24 protein-coding genes are annotated in these 19,386 nt (G+C 61.4%); 11 read left to right on the plus strand and 13 right to left on the minus strand.

The window, feature by feature from the left end:
* Window positions 1–11: 11 nt before the first annotated feature.
* Window positions 12–632: an isochorismate family cysteine hydrolase YcaC gene (gene ycaC / locus AS93_RS0109985; protein WP_027590481.1), complete on the plus strand. Its 621-nt coding sequence runs from the start codon at window positions 12–14 to the stop codon at window positions 630–632.
* A 66-nt stretch (window positions 633–698) separates the two neighbouring features.
* Window positions 699–1,457 (plus strand): alpha/beta fold hydrolase, encoded by a 759-nt coding sequence (locus AS93_RS19140; protein ID WP_051587439.1) that lies wholly within the window; start codon window positions 699–701, stop codon window positions 1,455–1,457.
* A gap of 8 nt (window positions 1,458–1,465) precedes the next feature.
* Here AS93_RS19140 and queE read toward each other — a convergent pair whose 3' ends face one another.
* From queE to queC, 3 genes are read right to left on the minus strand one after another with little or no spacing between them, the layout of a single operon-like run.
* Window positions 1,466–2,182 carry a 7-carboxy-7-deazaguanine synthase QueE gene (gene queE, locus AS93_RS0109995; RefSeq protein WP_037008911.1) on the minus strand — a complete coding sequence of 239 codons (717 nt, stop codon included), beginning with the start codon at window positions 2,180–2,182 and terminating at the stop codon, window positions 1,466–1,468.
* A complete protein-coding gene (locus AS93_RS0110000) occupies window positions 2,179–2,535 on the minus strand; it encodes a 6-carboxytetrahydropterin synthase (RefSeq protein WP_027590483.1) in 357 nt (118 codons plus the stop codon). Before AS93_RS0110000 ends, queE begins: the two co-directional genes overlap by 4 nt.
* The gene (gene queC / locus AS93_RS0110005; RefSeq protein WP_027590484.1) at window positions 2,523–3,230 is read right to left on the minus strand and encodes a 7-cyano-7-deazaguanine synthase QueC; all 708 of its coding nucleotides are present in this window, start codon (window positions 3,228–3,230) and stop codon (window positions 2,523–2,525) included. Before queC ends, AS93_RS0110000 begins: the two co-directional genes overlap by 13 nt.
* Before the next feature lie 153 nt (window positions 3,231–3,383).
* Here queC and AS93_RS0110010 point away from each other — a divergent pair, with 153 nt between their 5' ends.
* Together AS93_RS0110010 and map are read left to right on the plus strand one after the other, a co-directional pair.
* Window positions 3,384–3,638, plus strand: a complete 255-nt coding sequence (locus tag AS93_RS0110010; RefSeq protein ID WP_027590485.1) for a ParD-like family protein — start codon at window positions 3,384–3,386, stop codon at window positions 3,636–3,638.
* Window positions 3,638–4,450 (plus strand): type I methionyl aminopeptidase, encoded by an 813-nt coding sequence (map, locus tag AS93_RS0110015; protein ID WP_027590486.1) that lies wholly within the window; start codon window positions 3,638–3,640, stop codon window positions 4,448–4,450. Before AS93_RS0110010 ends, map begins: the two co-directional genes overlap by 1 nt.
* 12 nt (window positions 4,451–4,462) lie before the next feature.
* Here the strand turns inward: map and AS93_RS19145 are convergent, their stop codons facing one another.
* From AS93_RS19145 to AS93_RS20285, 7 genes are all read right to left on the minus strand, one after another.
* Entirely contained in the window at window positions 4,463–5,320 is an 858-nt protein-coding gene (locus AS93_RS19145) for an alpha/beta hydrolase (protein ID WP_155956140.1), read from the minus strand.
* 637 nt (window positions 5,321–5,957) lie between these two features.
* Window positions 5,958–6,437, minus strand: coding sequence for a YqhA family protein (locus AS93_RS0110025; RefSeq protein ID WP_027590487.1), 480 nt, complete (start codon window positions 6,435–6,437; stop codon window positions 5,958–5,960).
* Window positions 6,438–7,130: 693 nt separating this feature from the next.
* Window positions 7,131–7,595 (minus strand): GNAT family N-acetyltransferase, encoded by a 465-nt coding sequence (locus AS93_RS20265; RefSeq protein ID WP_081798278.1) that lies wholly within the window; start codon window positions 7,593–7,595, stop codon window positions 7,131–7,133.
* A 301-nt stretch (window positions 7,596–7,896) separates the two neighbouring features.
* Window positions 7,897–8,148: a VOC family protein gene (locus AS93_RS21225; RefSeq protein WP_343203270.1), complete on the minus strand. Its 252-nt coding sequence runs from the start codon at window positions 8,146–8,148 to the stop codon at window positions 7,897–7,899.
* Between the two features lie 510 nt (window positions 8,149–8,658).
* Window positions 8,659–8,988 (minus strand): DHCW motif cupin fold protein, encoded by a 330-nt coding sequence (locus AS93_RS20275; RefSeq protein ID WP_081798279.1) that lies wholly within the window; start codon window positions 8,986–8,988, stop codon window positions 8,659–8,661.
* 623 nt (window positions 8,989–9,611) lie between these two features.
* Window positions 9,612–9,845 carry a hypothetical protein gene (locus AS93_RS0110030; protein WP_027590488.1) on the minus strand — a complete coding sequence of 78 codons (234 nt, stop codon included), beginning with the start codon at window positions 9,843–9,845 and terminating at the stop codon, window positions 9,612–9,614.
* Between the two features lie 111 nt (window positions 9,846–9,956).
* Complete coding sequence (locus AS93_RS20285) at window positions 9,957–10,499, minus strand: HEPN domain-containing protein (RefSeq protein WP_081798281.1); 543 nt, start codon at window positions 10,497–10,499, stop codon at window positions 9,957–9,959.
* 1,120 nt (window positions 10,500–11,619) lie between these two features.
* Between AS93_RS20285 and AS93_RS0110040 the strand changes: the two genes are divergently transcribed.
* From AS93_RS0110040 to AS93_RS0110065, 6 genes are all read left to right on the plus strand, one after another.
* Window positions 11,620–11,958, plus strand: coding sequence for an FKBP-type peptidyl-prolyl cis-trans isomerase (locus tag AS93_RS0110040; protein ID WP_027590490.1), 339 nt, complete (start codon window positions 11,620–11,622; stop codon window positions 11,956–11,958).
* Between the two features lie 187 nt (window positions 11,959–12,145).
* Window positions 12,146–13,435 (plus strand): MFS transporter, encoded by a 1,290-nt coding sequence (locus AS93_RS0110045; RefSeq protein ID WP_027590491.1) that lies wholly within the window; start codon window positions 12,146–12,148, stop codon window positions 13,433–13,435.
* Window positions 13,436–13,703: 268 nt separating this feature from the next.
* The gene (locus tag AS93_RS0110050; RefSeq protein WP_027590492.1) at window positions 13,704–14,411 is read left to right on the plus strand and encodes a hypothetical protein; all 708 of its coding nucleotides are present in this window, start codon (window positions 13,704–13,706) and stop codon (window positions 14,409–14,411) included.
* A gap of 81 nt (window positions 14,412–14,492) precedes the next feature.
* Complete coding sequence (locus AS93_RS0110055) at window positions 14,493–15,197, plus strand: succinate dehydrogenase iron-sulfur subunit (protein ID WP_027590493.1); 705 nt, start codon at window positions 14,493–14,495, stop codon at window positions 15,195–15,197.
* Window positions 15,198–15,316: 119 nt separating this feature from the next.
* Window positions 15,317–16,093, plus strand: a complete 777-nt coding sequence (locus AS93_RS0110060) for an outer membrane protein OmpK (protein ID WP_027590494.1) — start codon at window positions 15,317–15,319, stop codon at window positions 16,091–16,093.
* A 257-nt stretch (window positions 16,094–16,350) separates the two neighbouring features.
* Window positions 16,351–16,659, plus strand: coding sequence for a hypothetical protein (locus AS93_RS0110065; RefSeq protein ID WP_027590495.1), 309 nt, complete (start codon window positions 16,351–16,353; stop codon window positions 16,657–16,659).
* Here the strand turns inward: AS93_RS0110065 and AS93_RS0110070 are convergent.
* Together AS93_RS0110070 and AS93_RS0110075 are read right to left on the minus strand one after the other, a co-directional pair.
* Entirely contained in the window at window positions 16,649–17,569 is a 921-nt protein-coding gene (locus AS93_RS0110070) for a DMT family transporter (protein WP_027590496.1), read from the minus strand. The two genes, AS93_RS0110065 and AS93_RS0110070, sit on opposite strands and share 11 nt — an antisense overlap.
* Before the next feature lie 102 nt (window positions 17,570–17,671).
* Window positions 17,672–17,890, minus strand: a complete 219-nt coding sequence (locus tag AS93_RS0110075; RefSeq protein WP_027590497.1) for a DUF1127 domain-containing protein — start codon at window positions 17,888–17,890, stop codon at window positions 17,672–17,674.
* Window positions 17,891–18,007: 117 nt separating this feature from the next.
* Between AS93_RS0110075 and AS93_RS0110080 the strand changes: the two genes are divergently transcribed.
* The gene (locus AS93_RS0110080; protein ID WP_027590498.1) at window positions 18,008–18,862 is read left to right on the plus strand and encodes a LysR substrate-binding domain-containing protein; all 855 of its coding nucleotides are present in this window, start codon (window positions 18,008–18,010) and stop codon (window positions 18,860–18,862) included.
* 192 nt (window positions 18,863–19,054) lie between these two features.
* Here AS93_RS0110080 and AS93_RS0110085 read toward each other — a convergent pair.
* Window positions 19,055–19,386 (minus strand): sulfite exporter TauE/SafE family protein (locus tag AS93_RS0110085; protein WP_027590499.1); only part of this gene is annotated, 332 nt, incomplete at its 5' end.

The following is a 19,386-nucleotide window of genomic DNA, read 5'->3' on the forward strand; positions in this document are numbered from 1 at the left end:
GAGGCAACCCCATGACCATTCCCTACCGGCGGCTCGACAAGCAGCGCGCCGCCGTGCTGCTGGTCGATCACCAGACCGGCCTGCTTTCCCTGGTGCGCGACATCGAGCCGGACCTGTTCGTCAACAACGTGCTGGCACTGGCCGATCTGGCCCGCTACTTCGAGTTGCCGACCCTACTGACCACCAGCTTCGAGAACGGCCCCAACGGGCCGCTGCTGACCGAGCTGAAGGAACGTTTTGTCGATGCCCCCTATATCGCCCGGCCCGGGCAGATCAATGCCTGGGACAACGAGGAATTCGTCGCTGCAGTGAAGGCCACCGGCCGGCAGCAACTGGTCATCGCCGGTGTGGTCACCGAAGTCTGCGTGGCCTTCCCGGCCCTGTCGGCCATCGAGGAGGGTTTCGAGGTGTTCGTGGTCACCGATGCCTCCGGCACCTTCAACGCCCTGACCCGGGACTCGGCCTGGGCGCGCATGAGTGCCGCGGGGGTGCAGCTGATGAGCTGGTTCGGCGTCGCCTGCGAGTTGCACCGCGATTGGCGCAACGACGTCGAGGGCCTCGGCAACCTGTTCGCCAGGCATATTCCAGACTATCGCAACCTGATGGTCAGCTACGCGCAACACGCGAAATAGCGGGCCTGCGGAGGCGCGCATGACGCCTGTCGACCCTTCTTCCGCACCGCCGGCGACGGCTGCGGAGTGCTCTGCTTCCACGCCAATGCCAGCAGCTCGAACCAGTGGCGCGGTCTCATGGAGCGGCTGTCCGGTGATTACCGGGTGTTCGCACCGGACAGCTACGGCGCCGGCAAGACGCCGCACTGGGGTGGCGGCCGGCTGCTGACCCTGGCCGACGAGGTCGACCTGATCGAACCGCTGCTGCTGCGCGCCCGGCCGCCGCTGGTGCTGGTGGGCCACTCCTATGGCGGCGCCATTGCCCTGCTCGCCGCGCTGCGTCATTCCCAGAAGGTGCGCGCCCTGGCGCTGTACGAGCCGACCCTGTTCTCCCTGCTCGACGCCGAGTCGCCGCCACCCAATGCCGCCGATGGCATCCGCAGCACCGTTGCCACCGCCAGCCGCGCGCTGGAGGCCAACGACCCGAGCGCTGCCGCCGAGTGCTTCATCGATTACTGGATGGAACCCGGCGCGTGGCAACAGATCCCGAAGGAGCGCAGGCCGGCCATCCTGGCCAGCATCGTCAATATCCCGCACTGGGCCCATGCGCTGACCCGGGACCCCACCCCGCTGGATGCCTTCCGCCGCCTGGACATGCCGGTGCTGTACATGACCGGCGAGCGCTCGCCCGCCTCGTCACTGGCCGTGGCCCGTCTGCTGGCCGGCGCCCTGCCCGACGTGCGCCGGGTCGACTTCGCCGGACTCGGGCATATGGGGCCGGTCACCGATCCGGAGCCGGTGAACGACGAGATCGAACGGTTTCTGGCGAGCCTCACGCGCCGTTGACGACGGCGCTAGACGCCCCGCTCGTTGTTCCAGATCAGCACGTGCAGTTGCGGCAGCACCCGCGGCCGGTACCAGCGGTCGGCGGCGATGCGCTCCACCAGCCAGCGCAGCTGCGCGTTGAGGGCCTGGGTGTCGGCCTCGCGCTCCGGCTGCTCCGGCGTGGCCGGTGTCGGGTTGCAGGGCTGCAGGAACAGCGGCAACTGCGGGTAGTTGGCGGCCAGGGTCCGGGCCCACTGGTAGTCCGCCTCGTTGGCGATCACCAGCTTGAGGCTGACCTGGGTCTCGGCCCCGGCGGCGGCCAGGCAGGCGTCGAAGCGATCCTGGCGAAACGGCATGCCCGAGGACGGCGGCTTGGGGCTGAGGGTCAGGTGGTCGAGTGCGTCGAACCAGGGCTGCGCCTTGCTGCCCTGGGTTTCCATGGCGAAGCGATGGCCCTGCAGCTGGCCGAGCAGCAACAGGGGTTCGAGCGGCTGCAGCGCCGGGTTGCCGCCGGACAGCGTGACCAGAATCGGCTCGCCGCCGCTCAGCCGGTTGATCTCGGCCAGGATCGCCTCGGCGTCCATGGGCTGCCAATCGGCGCGAAACACCGGATCCACCGCATAGCGGGTGTCGCACCAGCTGCAGCGAAAGTCGCAGCCGCCGGTGCGCACGAACACCGTGGGCATGCCGATCAGCGCGCCCTCGCCCTGGATGGTGGGACCGAAGATCTCACTGATGGCGATCATGGCCGGTACTCCGCCCAGGTCTTGGGCGTTTCCGACACCGACACGGCGCTCACCTCGGGCCAGCGGGCGCGGGCCCAGTCGTACAGGTGGCGAGCCAGGCGTTCGGCGGTGGTGCATGCGTCACCCAAGACCTCGTTGAGGTGGCGGTGGTCGAGGGTGTCGTCGATGTAGTCCTTGAATGGCTTCAGTTCCAGGTAGTCGCGCACGAAACCGTACGGGTTCAACTGCTCGCCCCTGAGCTCGAGCACCACCACGTAGTTGTGGCCGTGCAGGCGCGCGCAGGGATGGCCGTCGGGCATCTGCTTGAGCTGGTGCGAGGCGGAGAAGTGGAACTCTTTTTTTATCGTGTACATGCGTTGACCCTCGCCACCGCGTCGCGCCAGTACTGCGCGTCCTGATAGGGCGTCGGGTCGGGGGTGCCGGCCAGCGCCATGGCTTCGATGCGCTCCACGCAGGTGCCGCAGCGGCCGCAATGGATCTCGCCGCCTTCGTAGCAGGACCAGGTGTCGGCCACCGGCACCGCGAAGCGCGCCGCGTCGCGGGCGATCTCGGTCTTGTCGGTGTGCACGTAGGGCGCCAGCAGCGCCACCTCGGCCACGCCGTCCAGTGCTCGGGCCTGCATCTCACCGAACAGGCGGATGAAGTCGGGGCGGCAGTCGGGGTAGATGAAGTGGTCGCCGCCGTGCACGGCCAGGGCCACGGTGTCCAGCCCGCGCGAGGCGGCCACGCCGAAGGCGATGGTGAGCATGATGGCGTTGCGGTTGGGCACCACCGTCACCTTCATGGTCTCTTCGCTGTAGTGGCCGTGGGGCACGGCGATGTCGTCGGTGAGGGCGGAGCCGGAGAGCTGGCGGCCGATCGGGCCGATGTCGATCACCAGATGAGGCAAGGCGAGGCGCTGGGCGGCGAGGCGGGCGGCGTCGATTTCTTTACGGTGGCGCTGACCGTAGTCGAAGGTCAGCAGGGCGCCGAGGGCGTGCTCCGCCGCCAGCCGGTAGGCCAGGGTCACGGAGTCGAATCCGCCGGAGCAGATCAACAGAGCGTTCATGATGTGTCCTTGTTTTGTCCGGGTAGGCTGCGACCGGTTACGCGGCGGCCATTGTAACGGCCGGTCTCGGCTTGTCCATGCTGGCGCAGATTGCCGGCTGCCATGCATACGATTAAGCTATGCGCCGTATACATTTCATATACGGATCATTTCATGGGAATCGTCAAAATCTCCGACGGCATGCACGAGAACCTGCGCACCGCCAGCGTCGCCCTCAGCCGGTCGATCAACGCCCAGGCCGAGCACTGGATGCGCCTGGGCATGCTCGCCGAACTGTATCCGGATCTGGATCACCGCGAGCTGTCCCGCTTGCTGATTCGCGCCGAGCAGCAGGGCGGGCTGGGTATCGGGCGCTTGTGCGCGCTGCCGGCGGAGCCACCGCTGCCGCACGCGGCGGGAGAAAACTGATGAGCCGCCGCATTCCCCTGCACTCGCCAGCGGAAATCGCCTGCGCCCGCGAAGCCGGCCGGCTGGCCGCCGAGGTGCTGGCGATGATCGCACCCCACGTGCAGGCCGGCGTCAGCACGGTCGAGCTGGATGCGCTGTGCCACGAGTACATCATCAACGTGCAGCGCTGCATTCCCGCCAACCTGGGCTACCACGGCTACCCGAAGACCATCCTCACGTCCGTCAACCAGGTGGTCTGCCACGGTATTCCGTCCGCCCAGGTGCTGCGCGACGGCGACATCGTCAATATCGACGTGGCGGTGATCCGCGATGGCTGGTACGGCGACACCAGCCGCATGTTCTTCGTCGGCGAGCCCGACGCGGCGGCGCGCCAACTGGTGGAAGCCACCCACGAAGCCCTGTGGGCCGGCATTCGCGCGGTGCGGCCGGGCGGCACGCTGGGCGATGTCGGCCACGCCATCCAGCGCGTGGCCGAGCGCGACGGCTACGGTCTGGTGCGCGAGTACTGCGGCCATGGCATCGGCCGCGTCTACCACGATGAGCCGCAGGTGCTGCACTTCGGCAGCCCCGGCAGCGGCGTGCGCCTGCAGCCGGGCATGATCTTCACCATCGAGCCGATGCTGAACGCCGGCAAGCGCCAGGTGCGCAGCCTCGCCGACGGCTGGACGGTGGTCACCCGCGACAACTCCCTCTCTGCGCAATGGGAGCACATGGTCGCGGTCACCGAAGACGGCTACGAGGTGCTCACCCAGTGGCCGGACGCCGGCGACACCTGCCCGGCCCTGGCCCGGCATATGGCAGTCGAAGCCTGAGGAACGCCGCGCTCAGACCGCCACCGCCTGGCGCTGCACGATGGCCGGCGCGAGCAGGAAATCCAGCACCGCATCGCGGGTCTCCAGGCAGGCGCGCTTGTGTTCGACATCGATGAAATGCCCGGCCCTGGCGACGCGGTGGAAGTCGCACTGACGCGCATGCTGGGCGAACAGGCGGGCGTCCTGGGGAGTGGTGTACTCGTCCCATTCGCCGTTGAGAAACAGCAGGGGAATGTCGATGGCATCGGCCTGGCTGACGCAGGAGCGCCCTTCGTGGTGCAGCACGGTGTCGACGTGGAACTTCATCTGTGCGTACTCGTAGAGTTCCAGCGAACGGATGTGCCGGTGGTTGTAGCGCTGGTACAGCGACGGCAGGTGCTTGCCGATGGTGCCGTTGACCAGCGCGGCGATGCAGTCGCGGTCGCCGGCGCCGAGCACCTGGGAGCCGCGCTCCAGGTAGTCGAGCATGGCGCCATTGATCACAGGCGAGAACGAGTAGATGACCGCCTTGCGCAGATGCCGGGGGTGACGCGCCAGCGCCTTGAGGCTGGCGATGCCGCCCCAGGAGAACGACAGCAGGCAATCGGCGCGGAAATGCTCGATCAGCCCAACGATGATGTCGGCCTCGTCCTCGCGGCTGAGCAGCCGCTGATGGTTGTTGTAGCGCCGCGAGTGGCCGGCATACGGCAGGTCGAACAGCACGACATTGAAGTGCGGTTGCAGGTAGCGGAGGGTCTGGGCAAAGGATGCCAGGGTGGACAGCGAGCCATTGACCAGCAGGATGGTCCCTGCAGGCGTCCGGCTGCGATGCAGCTCCGTGTAGATCCGGTGAGTTCCTTGAATATCCAGCACAGCGATTTCTGCTTTCATCTGGCGTGCCTCCCTAATGGCAACTGACGAGTTCCTGTTTCATCCGGCATGCCTTACCCCTCGCGTGCGGGTTCCCGGTTGCGCACGATTCGGCAGGCATAAGTAAAAAAGGCCCCCGGCGACCGAAGACGAACTGGCCGGCAGGCTGATGGATGGGGGCATGTGTGGCGGGTCATCCCGCGCGTGGCGTGTCGCGCCTCGACCCGAGGCGGGCACCGCTCTGTCTTGTTAGCGCCCCCAGTGAAGCAGTGGTGTGTGACGGCAACAAGTCAGGCCCGAGGAAATCGCATCCATCCGCCCAACGGTCGTCGGGCCGCGGAAAAGGGCCGATTTTCAGAACCTTGCAGACGCCACCGGTCACGTGGTGTTCGTGATGGGCGTATGCGGTGCCTCGGCCGACCCAGGTGTGGGTTATGCCGGCTTACGAGGGAGGTATGGGCGGTGTGGGAGGCGGCAGCTGTTTCTACAGCCTCAACGCAGCGCGAAAAGGCAGGCGACATGGGCTGCGGAGCGGCAAGCCGTGTCGCGATTGTCAACTACAACAGGACTGTCAACGTTCGTAATTAAACGTGCTGTGCCGTACTAGTGGCAGATGCCCGTGACGCTGGTTCTCGCCCAAAGCAGGCTGCCCCCTGCATCAGTGCTTTATATTCTTCCACGCAAATACCGAGGCCAAAATAACGATACCGATGGCAGCACCAAAATATAGCGTAGCGATCGTAGCGCCAATCTGTACCGCCTGCTCAAGGAACAGGACCACCAGAATCAGAACAGCCACCTGGCTTATCGTTATCTTTAAATCATGAAAGCTATTAATATCCAGAGGATTGTTGGCTGCTTTTTCATCAATAGACGTTGGACGGATAAACAGACGGTAGAGGCTCACCGCCATAATCTGAAAGGTGATCGCGATCAGCAGAAGATCCAACAGCTTCAGGAGGCGAACCGCAAGAATTTTGCCGCCGTCAGCAGAGGCAGGCACATCACGAACAAAATCCAGCGCGGTATTGAAAATTATATTAACCGAGGCACCGTACAAGAGCAAAGACGACACCGCACAGATAAGAACCGCCACCAACACGGTAAACTGACTGCCCCTGAAAACTTTCTCAATCATAACTCCTCCGGGCCGCGTCAAAACTTCAATTGTAGACTCAGATTTTCCTCTTAACCGATTTCACCGGACCGTCTATCACCCCGTTAAAATCATGCCATTTACTGCATTAGTCGAACACGGGAGCTACAGACTTGCTGCGGACTTATCAGCAATCAAAAAGTGCAGACTCCTAATATCCAACCTGCTTCTCCTTAAGCACACAACTATCAAGCTAACGAGCGAAATCATTGACAACTGAGCGCATTGTCATGTCTTCTCTACAACCTCAACCTTAATGTTCTCATGCTTCGTATAGGTCCAGAGAATTCCAGAGAAAGCGAGAAACACCCCTGCAATTAGCAGTAATGATGCAAGCCCCTTGTTCTGAGTGATGAAATTCGCCAACGAGGCCAATGCTAAAAACAGTCCGCACCTGAAGAGAAAGCCACCAACTCTGAATCGACGATGCAGGGAGTGATGCCATTGGATATTAGCCTTACACCCTTCGCACACAGCCACCGATAGACCACCCCAGAAACTATTCATTCGGCGTTGAACCTTTTGCGAAACTCTTGTTTCGCATTTTGGACATCTTAGGTCTAGCTCCGGGTTAAGATCCATCTTCCACCTTATACGTAACGATTTGCTAAGGCTCCAGCCAATCCCAGCGAGCAAAGCGAACGACTTGAGCTGCTCGTTAGGAATCACACGGCGCTATAATGATAGCGCGAGAAACTTTGTACCTGGCACCGGATTAAAGCTCACAGGTCCTGCAGCTTCAAAACCTAAAGACTTGTAGAGTTTTTGCGCAACAGTGAATTCAGGCAGAACATCTAGGCAAATGCGGGTGTAGCCCGCACATTTAGCTTCACCCAGTATTGTTTCGACGAGCTTGCGCCCAACATTTTTTCCGCGAGCAGCAGGGCGCACGTAAACACGCTTCATTTCACACGTTGACTTATCAACTCGACGCAATGCAGCACAACCCAACACGACGTCGTCTTGGCACGCTAAAAAAAGACGACCATCTGGCAGCGCGTAATATCCAGGGAGCTCTGAAAACTCAGCCTCGTAATCTTGAAAATCGAGGTTTACCGATGCGCTTTCAATGTATTCTCGAAATATCTCAACCACTTTAATCAAATCATCTGGAAAAACAGCCTGCCTAATAGCAATCATTGAAATCCCTCTCGCGAAACTTTGGATGAGATACTCCAGCCTAACGCCCGGCTTTGGGGCTTAGTTGTAGCAGCGAAGCGGCAGAAAGGCCACCCCAGCCCCAAAGGGGCGAAAACAGCCGATTGTTATGCATATTGCTCCGGAAGTAGCTGCGGATTCCAGACAACCTCCCACAAATGGCCATCAAGATCCTGAAATTAGCCAGCGTAACCACCCCAAAAAGTATCATTTGCCGGTTTTATAATGCTGGCACCGGCACTTTCAGCCTGTGCCATTACTTCATCAACCTCGGATTTAGACATCACGTTATGGCCAATGGAAACTCTGTCGGGCTCGGACTCTTAAGTTGTAGTCCAGAATCATGAGCAAGGCTCTGCCTCGGCCAAAGAGCTAGCTTTAGGCCGGCACTTAGATCGAAAAATGCCACAGCCCCATACTCGAACTCTTTTCCAACAATTCCCTCGGTCGGAAGCCCAAGACCATCCCGGTAAAACCGGACAGCTTTCTCAAGGTCAGCTACGCTAAGTGTGATAACGGAAATTCGAGGCTTCAATGTTTCTGTCTCCTTGATGCATAGCGCTGGACCTAAGCGGTGGCCGCGCAGATGAAACTTTAGCAGGCGTCCTTCTATGAATTGTTAGCCCCCTAGGCCTTGATGGTAAGCATTAGATGTACTGGGTACATGGCATAAACCATAGGGATGGTAATGAAAAAAGCCGCGAATGAGGTCGCTCCAAGATAAGACCGTAAGCCTGCTGCAAATATGGATGCCACAAGAAAGGCAGCAATAACGATTGGTGCCGCGAGCCAGCCTGCGCCAATAGAAAAGGCTAGCTCGGACCAAGCGGGCACACTTCCATACATAGAGGTGAAGACACTCTTGAGTTGCTCGGCGGCTGTTGTGTGAGACCAATACCAGGCGATTAGCGCCTGCAGGCCTGCGAACAGTGCCAAAAGGATTCGCGGCGAATGCTTTCATGCGGGCCTCCTTGGCCTAACGTTCAGGTTATGAGGCGGCGACGTCCCATTGTGCGAAGCGAACGTGAACCACCTATTAGAAATTTCAATCAACCACAAAAAGCTTGGCACCTACCTTTGTGGATGAGCGGTGCGGTTCTGCTCCGTCAGCCACTTGGTAACTCATTCCGGGAACCAAGGTAAACCTGCGCCCATCAGGGAGTTCTGTATGGAGTTCGCCTTCCAAGCATAAAAGGATATGACCTTTTGAGCACCAATGATCTGCCAGATAACCTGGCGTGTACTCAACCATGCGAACACGGATAAATCCAAACTGGCAAGTTCTCCAGTAAGCGGCACCCATCTCGCCATGATGCTCCGTCGCTTCAATTTTCGACCAGTCGGTGGTCCCGAATGGTATTCCTCTAATTTCCATGGCGAGGCCTATAACGTTTTAACGATTAAGCTAAGGGGCGGCCAAAAGCGCAGCTTTTGGACGTCCAGCGAACGAGGTTAGCGATAGTTGAGCGCATTGTTAGGCGCGCACAACAACTGGTAGCTCTTGGACGGACTCAATTGAGACCGAACTGCATTTTATTTTGCAACCGAAACCCCAAATTGATTCAATTATGACTATTATTTCTCCATTCTCGATAGGCGTGAACTTGATTGAATTTATGACGTTCTGGTGATTGAACTCTGATATGGATATGTCGCTGATGCCACCAAAAGTAAAATTTACCAAGATGCTTTTGGTGATTGCGAGCTCATAGTCGGCGGTTCCTGCACCAACCTCAGTGTACTGCCTGACACGCACGACCAAATTTGCAATTGGAGAGTTTGCGTCTAGTGGCAGCGCACGTGATGCGGAAAAGGATATGACCTCTGCGTCATGGAAGCCTGGCCAGAACCCTAGGGTTTCGACAACTTTCTCCGATCCGTGGATTAGCTTTGTAGTTTCCATGCGAGCCTAACGATTAAGCTAACGGGCGTCCAAAAGCGTAGCTTTTGGACGTCCAGCGAACGAAGTGAGCGGCAGTCGAGTGCATTGTTATGTGCCTATTCCTCGTATTCAATGAAGTCCCAAGGAATCTCTTTCTTGAATATCTGAATGGATTCCTCCATTAGCTTAAGTGAAATTGATTCTTTGAATACTGTTACTGTTCGAGTTCTGTCCCTATCGTCCCTGAAAATTTCAACGACGAGCTCGTCGTTTCTGTAGATTTCAATACCGATGCCGTCTCGGGAATTTACATCGCTTGCGACTACAACTCTGTCTTTGGGGAGCGACATAGGCCTTCCATTGGTACATAACGCCAGCGCACAACGGCGCCCTTGGAATGGAGGCGCAGCCGCAATGTAAAGGGCGTCCGGCGGCCGCAGGCCGCGTATTGATGCGCCTTGTTAGAGATTTTGATCAAGATACTCATCCGTTACGCGAACCAAATCCTTCAGAAAGCGAATCACCTTTTCTAGCTCGTCCTTCTTGATCAAATGAGCAGCCGGCGATCCGTTGTTGATTGGTTTTGAGCGATGAACGGCATCTCCGCGCTTTGAAATCCACTGATTTAGCGATTTTCGAGCTTTTTCCGGGGTCACATTTGCCCAAGACCAAGCTGAAGTAACGTCTAACCCAAGATAGTCCTGAAATATCTTTTTGGTCTTGTCTGAAGTTGGGTTATGAAACTGCTTCAGCTCTTGCTGAAGCTTTTTCTGTATGAACTCGCCAACGTAACTTCCCGAAACCACGCTGAGCCTTTTGTCCATAGCTTCGGTGATACGGTCTTCAACGTATGTTTCCCACGCGGTCAGAGCCATGACCAGACCAGCCCGCTTGAGTACTTCAGCGTTTGCTGGTGGTGGGTTGCAGTTGATCGCATCAAAATGAGCAAGGAGCTCTTCTGCGTCTTTGATTCCGTGCTCAAACGAGCTCTTTGCTTGTGACATATTCCCTTCTCTAACGTACGGAGCTAAGCGCCACTCGTGCTTGCACGAGTGTGTGACTTAGCGACTGGTTGTCCAGCAATACACACCGCTCTGCGCAGCAGAGCATGTAAATGCAATGAAAACTCAGGACGGTGGAAAATCGAAAAACTTCGGCGTACCGCTGTATAGAGACTCGGGTCGCTCATAGCTACGCTATGCCCGCCCGAGTCTCTATACAGCGGAATAGCTGCTTTTTCGGCTTTCCGCCACCCTGATTCCTTGCCATTTACAGTTCCACTACTACATTGCGTCATATTGTCTGGGCAACGTTGAATTAAGCCGGGCCGCATTGCGGCATCGGCTTGAATGAATGGTTAGGCAGTGTATAAATACGAAATTTAAAACAGAGCCTTCAAAAATTTATATTCAGCGCTTGACCCTTAAACTCTAAAACAAAATCCTTCGCTTGCTCCAGTGTGTCTGGATACCGCACTCGACACCACAAGCCACCGCCTAAGTCTCTATATATTTTTTGGAATAGAAAGCCATGCTTTGCCAAAAAAGCAACTTTAGCCCACTGCCTATTATCTGACTTCTTTGGCGGGCAAAAACGAGGATCCATTCGAATTGCTTGCCCGCTACAGCTCGGGCATTTCCGAAGAAGAATCTCTTTGTCATTAGGCCTCTTGAATGTGCTCCGACAGGATAAGCACGTGTAGGGAGCCAAGTTGGTGATCGCGTGATTCATAAAGCCTAACAGTGATTAGATGGAATCCATGCTAACGGATAACAGTGGATTCCGTATAACTCCGAACCCGCCCCTAGCCTCAACGAAAAAATCCTTCTCCACCCAACCATTTACCCGAGCTTTTCACCGACACACCGTATTCGCGTGACGTCGATCTATCACGCAGGCGGAAGCTGCCGGTGCCGGCATGGAGCACGGCGGTGGCAACCGTGGAAGTGCGAAGGAGAAGTAAGGTGTAAGGTGCGAAGCAAGACAGCAATTCCCTTTGCCTGCGGAGATGCCCGGAGGGTAACGCGCCGCGCCGGGGGCAAACAACTGACAGGGTGGCACCCTTGCCCTGTACTGCGTTTCCTGCGAAAACGCACGCCTTTTCAATCCCACAGGGCATTCGCCATGAGCAACGAACTGCAGATCGAAGACCTCCAGCCCGGCGACGGCAAGGCCGTGGTCAAGGGCGCGCTGATCACCACCCATTACACCGGCTGGCTGGAAGACGGCACGGTGTTCGATTCCTCGGTGGAGAAGGGTCGCCCGTTCCAGTGTGTGATTGGCACCGGCCGGGTCATCAAGGGCTGGGACCAGGGGCTGATGGGCATGCGCGTGGGCGGCAAGCGCAAGCTGTTCGTGCCGGCCCATCTGGGCTATGGCGAGCGGCAGGTCGGGCGCATTCCGGCCAATGCCAACCTGGTATTCGAGATCGAGCTGCTGGAAGTGCTGACCCGGGACGATTGAGCGCTCCGACACGGAGGGCCCGGAACTGAGCGCGCCCGGCAGGCTCAGAGCTTAGGTCCGCTTCCCGGGGTGGAGGCCTGCGCGCGTCTCCCGCGGGAAGCCTCGCAACCAATGAGCACCGCGACCTGATGAGCGCTCGCCAAGGCGAGACGTTCAGTGCGTCGCGCGCACCGACCGGGATTCATCCATGTACGCTGCCCTCCCCTCGGCCATTTCCCTGTTCCAGGGTGTTGCCCTCCTGCTGCTCGGCACCGGCCTGCTCAATACCCTGATCACCGTGCGCGGACTGGCCGAAGGGTTCTCCGAGAGCCTACTGGGCCTGATGATGTCGGGGTACTTTGCCGGCTACCTGCTCGGTTCCTGGCTGACCGCGCCGCTGATCCGCCGCATCGGTCATATCCGCACCTTCGCCTTCTGCGGCGCCCTGGCCTGCATCATCGCCCTGCTGCACGCCATGGTGGTCAACCCCTGGGCGTGGCTGCTGCTGCGCGTGCTGCTCGGCGTCGCGCTGGTGACCCTGTACATGGTCATCGAGAGCTGGCTGAACGCCGACGCCACCGGCGAGAAACGCGGCCAAGTGTTCGCCGTGTACATGTTCGTCAACCTCGGTGCGCTGACCGTCGCCCAGCAGCTGTTGCAGCTGGGCAGCATCATGACCTTCTTCCTGTTCGCGCTGGCGGCGATCCTGATCAGCGCGGCCACCCTCCCGATCACCCTCACCCGCCATGCCCAACCCACACTGCCCGATGTGCCCAGCATCAGATTGGTGCAACTGGCGCGCAAATCGCCGCTGGCGGTGACCGCCTCCGTGCTGTCGGGCCTGGCGCTCAGCGCCTTCTGGGGCATGGCTCCGGTGTATGCCGGACAACGCGGTTTCGAAACGGCGGACATCGCCTCGCTGATGAGCCTGACGGTGTTGGGCGGCGCGTTGCTGCAGTGGCCGATCGGGCGCCTTTCCGACCGCTACCCGCGCCCGCTGGTGCTGCTGTGGATCACCGGTCTGGCGGCGCTGGTCTCGCTGGCCATGAGCCTGTTGCCGGCCGCCGCGCCACTGTGGGTGGCGGCCTTCCTGTGGGGCGGCCTGAGCTTTTCCACCTATTCGATCGCGGTCACCCACATGATCGACCGCCTGGCCCCCGAGGACGTGCTGGCCGGGTCTTCCGGCATGCTGGTGCTCAACGGCCTGGGCGCGGCCTTCGGGCCGGTGTTGGCCGGTGCGCTGATGCACTGGCTGGGCGCGCCGGGGTTGCCGCTGTACCACACCCTGATCCTGGGCCTGCTGGCGCTGTTCACGCTGCTGCGCATGCACCAGGTGCGCGAGCAGGCCAGGCGCCAGGCCCATCACGTCACCCTGGTGAACACCACGCCCACCGTGCTGGAGATGATGCCGGAAGCCCAGGAGGCCGAGCAGGAAACGGGCGGCGCCGACCTGCAGGACCTGGACGTTGCGGCGCCGGCGGACGAAAAGCCGGCCTGAGTCCTTCGCGGCGCGCAGACCCGACCGAATGTTCGGTGGAGCTATCGCAAGGGGCTATCAATTCACATTTCTTTATTCCAACGGGAATTTTTTCCCGGCGAGCGGCTCATACAGCCCGGCCCTTGCGACGCACGCGTGCATACTCGGCGCGGCAGCAGGAGCCACCCGCCCACCCGGGCGGGGCCAAGGAGCGGCTCGTGAAACGTTACTGGGCGGGAGTGCCCTGGCGTCGGGAGTCGCATGTTCCGTCCGATGCCACGAGGCCAATATGGAAACCATGCCCCAGCAGCGTGCCCTGCGCCGGCTGCGACTCGATCTGCAGCGCCACGGCCTGTATCGCACCCTCTACCTGCTGATGATCAAGGTCATCAACAAGTTCGCCCTGTTCAGAATCCTGCGCGGAATGTACCTGCACCACGTCAACCAGGCGTACCTCGCCTGCCCGGCCGGTTACACCTGCGGCTTTCTCAGCGAGCCACAATTGCGCCGTTACGCCATGGACCCGCGCAACGAGCTGGACGGCGACTTCCTCGACGAGGCGCTGGCCAAGGGCGACCGCTGCTACGCCATTCTGAAGGACGGCTGCCTGGCCGCGTACAGCTGGTACTCCCTGCAGCCGACGCGGATCCATCCGCCGCAACTGCTGCTGGAGTTCGATACCCGCTACGTCTACATGTACAAGGGCATGACCCGCGCCGAACACCGCGGCCTGCGCCTGTACCCGATCGGTATCAACCGCGCCCTGCAGTGGTACCAGCGCTGCGGGAAGGCCGGCCTGGTGGCCTATGTGGAATCGCACAACCTCGACTCGCTCAAGTCCTGCCTGCGCCTGGGCTACCGCATCTTCGGCTCGATCTATGTGCTGCACCTGCTGGGCCGCTACCTGCTGCTCAACACGCGGGGCTGTCGCCGCGAGGGCTTTCGCCTGAAGGAAATCCCGTCCTGCCCCGACGCGCTGGGAGCCAACGAGGCCTGATCCGGCCTGCCTGTCGCCCGGCGTGAACCTTGCCGGGCCGGCGGCGCCCAATGCCGCGACCGCCCGCACAGAGGAAGCACCATGATCGAGGTGCACATCTACCGCTACCACCCGGAGCAGGACCGGGCACCCCGCATGCAGGTGTTCCCGGTGCCGGAGGAGTTCCGCGCACGCATGGTGCTCGACGTGCTGGAGCACCTGCACGAGCTGGACACTTCCCTGGTCTACCGGCGCTCCTGCCGCGAGGGCGTATGCGGCTCGGACGGCATGAACATCAACGGCAAGAATCGCCTGGCCTGCATCACCCCGGTTGCCGAGGTGCTGGACGGGGCGCGCCTGACGATCCGCCCGCTGCCGGGCATGCCGGTGATCCGCGACCTGGTGGTCGACCAGAGCCTGTTCTTCCGCCAGTACGAGCGCATCCGCCCCTGGCTGATCAACGACGAGCCCGCCCCGGCCATCGAGCGCCTGCAATCGCCGGAGCAGCGCGCCCGGTTGGACGGTCTGTACGAGTGCATCCTCTGCGGCTGCTGCACCTCGCAATGCCCGTCCTGGTGGTGGAACCCGGAGAAGTACATCGGCCCGGCGGGGCTGTTGCAGGCCTGGCGCTTCATCGTCGACAGCCGCGACCAGGCCACGGCCGAACGCCTGGCGGCGCTGGACGATCCGTTCAGCCTGTTCCGCTGCCGCAGCATCGGCAACTGCAGCTGGGTGTGCCCGAAGGGCCTCAACCCCATGGGCGCCATCGGGCATATCCGCCGGGAGTTGATGCAGCGCGGCAGCTGACCCGCCACAACGGTCACGATGTCGCAGCCATCCGTACAGCGAGACGTATAGAATGCGCCCCGCCTCGTAGTCGAGGCCGGGCCATACGTGCCCGGGACGTATCTATCCAGGAGTATTTCATGTCCCGTTTCCTCACCGCCTCGCTACTGGCGGGCTGCACCACCCTGGCCTGCGCCCAGGCCAACGCTGCCGACCTGCTGCAGTGGCAGAACAACAGCCTCACCTTCCTGTATGGCGACAACTTCAAGGTCAACCCGGAAAAGCAACAGACCCTGACCTTCGAGCACGCCAGCGGCTGGAGCTTCGGTGATGTGTTCTTCTTCGTCGACACCATCCACTACTCCGATGTGAGCGAAGGCGACGACACCACCTACTACGGCGAATTCTCGCCGCGCCTGTCATTCGGCAAGCTGACCGGCGCCGACCTGAAGGCCGGCCCGGTAACGGACGTACTGCTGGCCGCCACCTACGAGTTCGGCGAAGGCGACATCAAGAACTACCTGATCGGCCCGGGCTTCGACCTGGCCATCCCCGGCTTCGACTACTTCCAGGTCAACCTCTATCGCCGCCACACCGATAGCAGCGTCAAGGGCGATGACGAAGGCCTGTGGCAGATCACCCCCGTGTGGAGCTACACCCTGCCGGTCGGCAACTCCGACCTGGTGATCGACGGATTCATCGACTGGGTGGTCGGCAACGAAGACAACTACCGCAACAACCTGCACTTCAACCCGCAGATCAAGTACGACCTGGGCAAGGCCCTGAGCCTGAGCGCCAAACAGCTGTACGTGGGTATCGAGTACGACTACTGGAAGAACAAGTACGGCATCGAGGACAGCCCTGCCTTCGAGACCGACCAGAACACCGCCAGCCTGCTGGTGAAACTGCACTTCTGAGTCGTAGGGCGGTCCGCGCTTTTCGGGCCGCCAATGAGGCACGCACCACCGCAAAGAGCCGGCATCACGCCGGCTCTTTTCGTTAGCGCCGACGTGTCGGCGGCCCGCAACAGGCATGCCGACGCCGATGCGGCAAAAAGCCACTTTTGGCTGACGAGCCTGGCGGCACAATATCCATGTCCATTGTCAGGCTATTGCACTGCGGGCCCGGCAATGAACTGGAACATGGACGATGGCCTCAACCCAGGTAACCCGAGATGGATCACTCCCCCCACAACGTGCGCTGCAAGCAATGCGGTCGGCTCATGGTGCCGCGCGTTCATCACGGCCACAGCGAATGCCCGTTCTGCCTCAGCCCGAACTGGGACCAGGAACGCAGCGCTTTTGAACTGAAGTTCTTCGCCCTGATGCTGATCTTCAGCAGTCTGTTGCTGATCGCCGCGCGCCCGGCCGTCTGCCCGCTCGCGCTGCTGCTGGTGGGGCTGGGCCTGTGGATCCTGCGCAAGGCCAACGTCCTCAAGGATTGTTCGCCGCGCCAGGCCCTGCGCCTGCTGTTCAGGCGCTGACGCCGCGCAGGTGCCGGCGCAGCCAGTCGGCGCCGCTGACCAGGCTGATGCCCGCCAGCACCAGCGCGGTGCCGATCAGGAAGCCGGCAGTGAGCGGCTCATCGAGAATCAGCACCCCGAACAGCACGCCGAACAACGGCGTCATGAAGGACAGCACCGCCAGTTGCGAGGCCAGGTAACGGCGCATCAGCCAGAACCAGGCGAAATAGCTGAATGAGGAGACGATCACGCCCTGGAACAGCACGCTGGCCACGGCGATCGCGGTGACGTTCAGCGGTTCGAACGCGCCGAGCATCACGGCGAAGCCCAGCAACAGCACGGCGGACACCGCCAACTGATAGAACAGGGTCAGCCCCGGCGGCGCCTCGGAAAGGCTGGAGCAGCGTACCGCCACGGTGGTCATGCCCCAGGCGAAACCCGCCAGCAGGGCGAACAGATCACCCAGCCATTGCGCGTCGCCACCGCCCTCGCCGCTCAGCCCGAAGGCGATTGCCAGCCCCGTGAAGCACAGGCCGATGCCCAGCCATTGCAGCGGGTTCAGGCGCTCGCCGGGCAGCAGCAGGTGCAGGGTCAGCGCCGAGAAGATCGGCGAGGTGTACAGAAACACCGCCATGCGCGACGCCGTGGTGTGCCGCAGGCCCAGGGCGATGAACAAAAATTCCAGGGCGAACAGCCCGCCGGCCAGCAGGCCTGGCAACCAGGTGAACGACACCTGGCGCCAGTCGTCCCGACGCAGCATGAGCGTGGCCACCAGCAGCGCGGCAATGGTTGAGCGCAGCAGCACCTGCAGCAGGGTCGACAGGTCCGGCGCGGCCAGCTTGATCGCCACCTGCTGAAAGCCCCACAGGGCGCACAGCAGCACCATCAGCTGGACCAGGAACCCATCCGCGCCTTTGCGGGCCACGCTCATGCCGACCTCCCGATCACCCATAAAAAAACGGAGCCCGGGCGGCTCCGTTCAGTCGGCGCGCATCATTCCAGAACGACTGGCGGTTGCCAATCACCCGGCGACTCACAGCGGCTTGCCGGGGTCGTCCCAGAACGGGCGGCTCGCCTCCCGCTCGGCATCCGCGCGGCTCAGGCCGATGTCCTTGAGCATGGCATCGCTCAGTGAAGCGAGCTGGTGACGCTGGTCGTGCAGCGTCTTCCAGCGCCGCAGCTGGCGCAGCAGTCGCTGGGCGCGATGGAGTAGGGAAATGGCCTCTTCCCGAGGTGTGTGCAGGACGTCCATGACGACGTGTGAAGTTTTCATCGGTCTGCCCTCCCGTGGGGTTGGCGACAGTCTTGCGCCAGGCCTACGATCAATCCAACGAATGTTTCTGATGCCTCACATCTCGGAGATTGATCAATGGCCCACTATCCCGCCATCGATACCGAACTGCTACGCAGCTTCGTGGCCATCGCCGATCACGGCGGCTTCACCCGCGCGGCGGAGTCGGTGAACCGCACCCAGTCGGCGATCAGCATGCAGATGAAACGCCTGGAGGAAGACGTGCTGCAGCGCCGGCTGTTCGAGCGCGACGGGCGCCAGGTGCGGCTGACCGCCGAGGGCCAGGTGCTGCTCGGCTACGCGCGGCGCATTCTCAAGCTGCATGGGGAAGTCATGAATACCCTGCGCGAGCCGCACATGGTCGGCGCGGTGCGCATCGGCACGCCGGACGACTACGTGATGCGCTTTCTGCCCGGCATCCTGTCGCGCTTCGCGCAGAGCTATCCGATGGTGCAGGTGGAGGTGCACTGCGACCCGTCCGCGCGTCTGCTGCAGCGCCAGGATCTGGACCTGACCATCGTCACCCGCCAGCCCGGCGAGGAGATCGGCCAGTTGCTGCGCCAGGACCGCATGCTGTGGGTGGGCGCGCCGGGCTTCGATGTGTATGCCCAGCGGCCGATACCGCTGGCCATGTTCAACGAGGACTGCTTCTGCCGCGCCTGGGCCTGCAACGCGCTGGATGCGCGGGAAATCGACTACCGGGTCGCCTACACCAGCCCGAGCCTGGCGGCGATCCTGGCCATCGTCAGCGCCGGCCTGGCGATCAGCGCGCAGATGCAGAGCGTGATCCCCACGGAGCTGCGCGTGCTGGATGCCGGCAGCGGCCTGCCGGAGCTACCCGCCTCCAGCATCGTGCTGCTGCGCAACCGCAGCCGCAGCAACCCGGTGACCGAAACCATGGCCGAACATATCGTCGAAGGCTTCCGGCTGTAGGGAGCCGGCGTAGGGTGGACAACGCCTTCCTTGTCCACCGAGGTGCCCCACCGCGGCCAGATAAAGCACTGACGTTCTACGTCTACCCGCACCGGGGTTCCAGCCAGGCGTAGGGTGGACAACGTTTTCCTTGTCCACCGAGGAGCCCCCACCGCGGCCAGATAAAGCACTGCCCGCCCTACCGTCGCGACTTCACACCTTGAACGCCAGCCCCACCGCGCACACCACCAGGAAACCGCAGAACAGCAGCTTGAGCCGCCGCTCCGGCAGGCCATAGGCGATCTTCACGCCCCAGCTGATGCTGAGCAGGCCGCCGATGGCCAGGGGAATACCCATCGCCCAGTTCACCTGTTCATGCCAGGCGTAGCTGACCAGCGTCACCGAGGTACTGGGAATGGCCAGGGCCAGCGACAATCCCTGCGCCATCACCTGGGTGGTGCCGAACACGCTGGTCAGCACCGGCGTGGCCACCACCGCCCCGCCCACGCCGAGCAGGCCGCCGGCCAGGCCGGCCACCGCGCCCA

It is taken from the genome of Pseudomonas sp. RL (genome assembly GCF_000647775.1).
Classification (GTDB): domain Bacteria; phylum Pseudomonadota; class Gammaproteobacteria; order Pseudomonadales; family Pseudomonadaceae; genus Serpens; species Serpens flexibilis.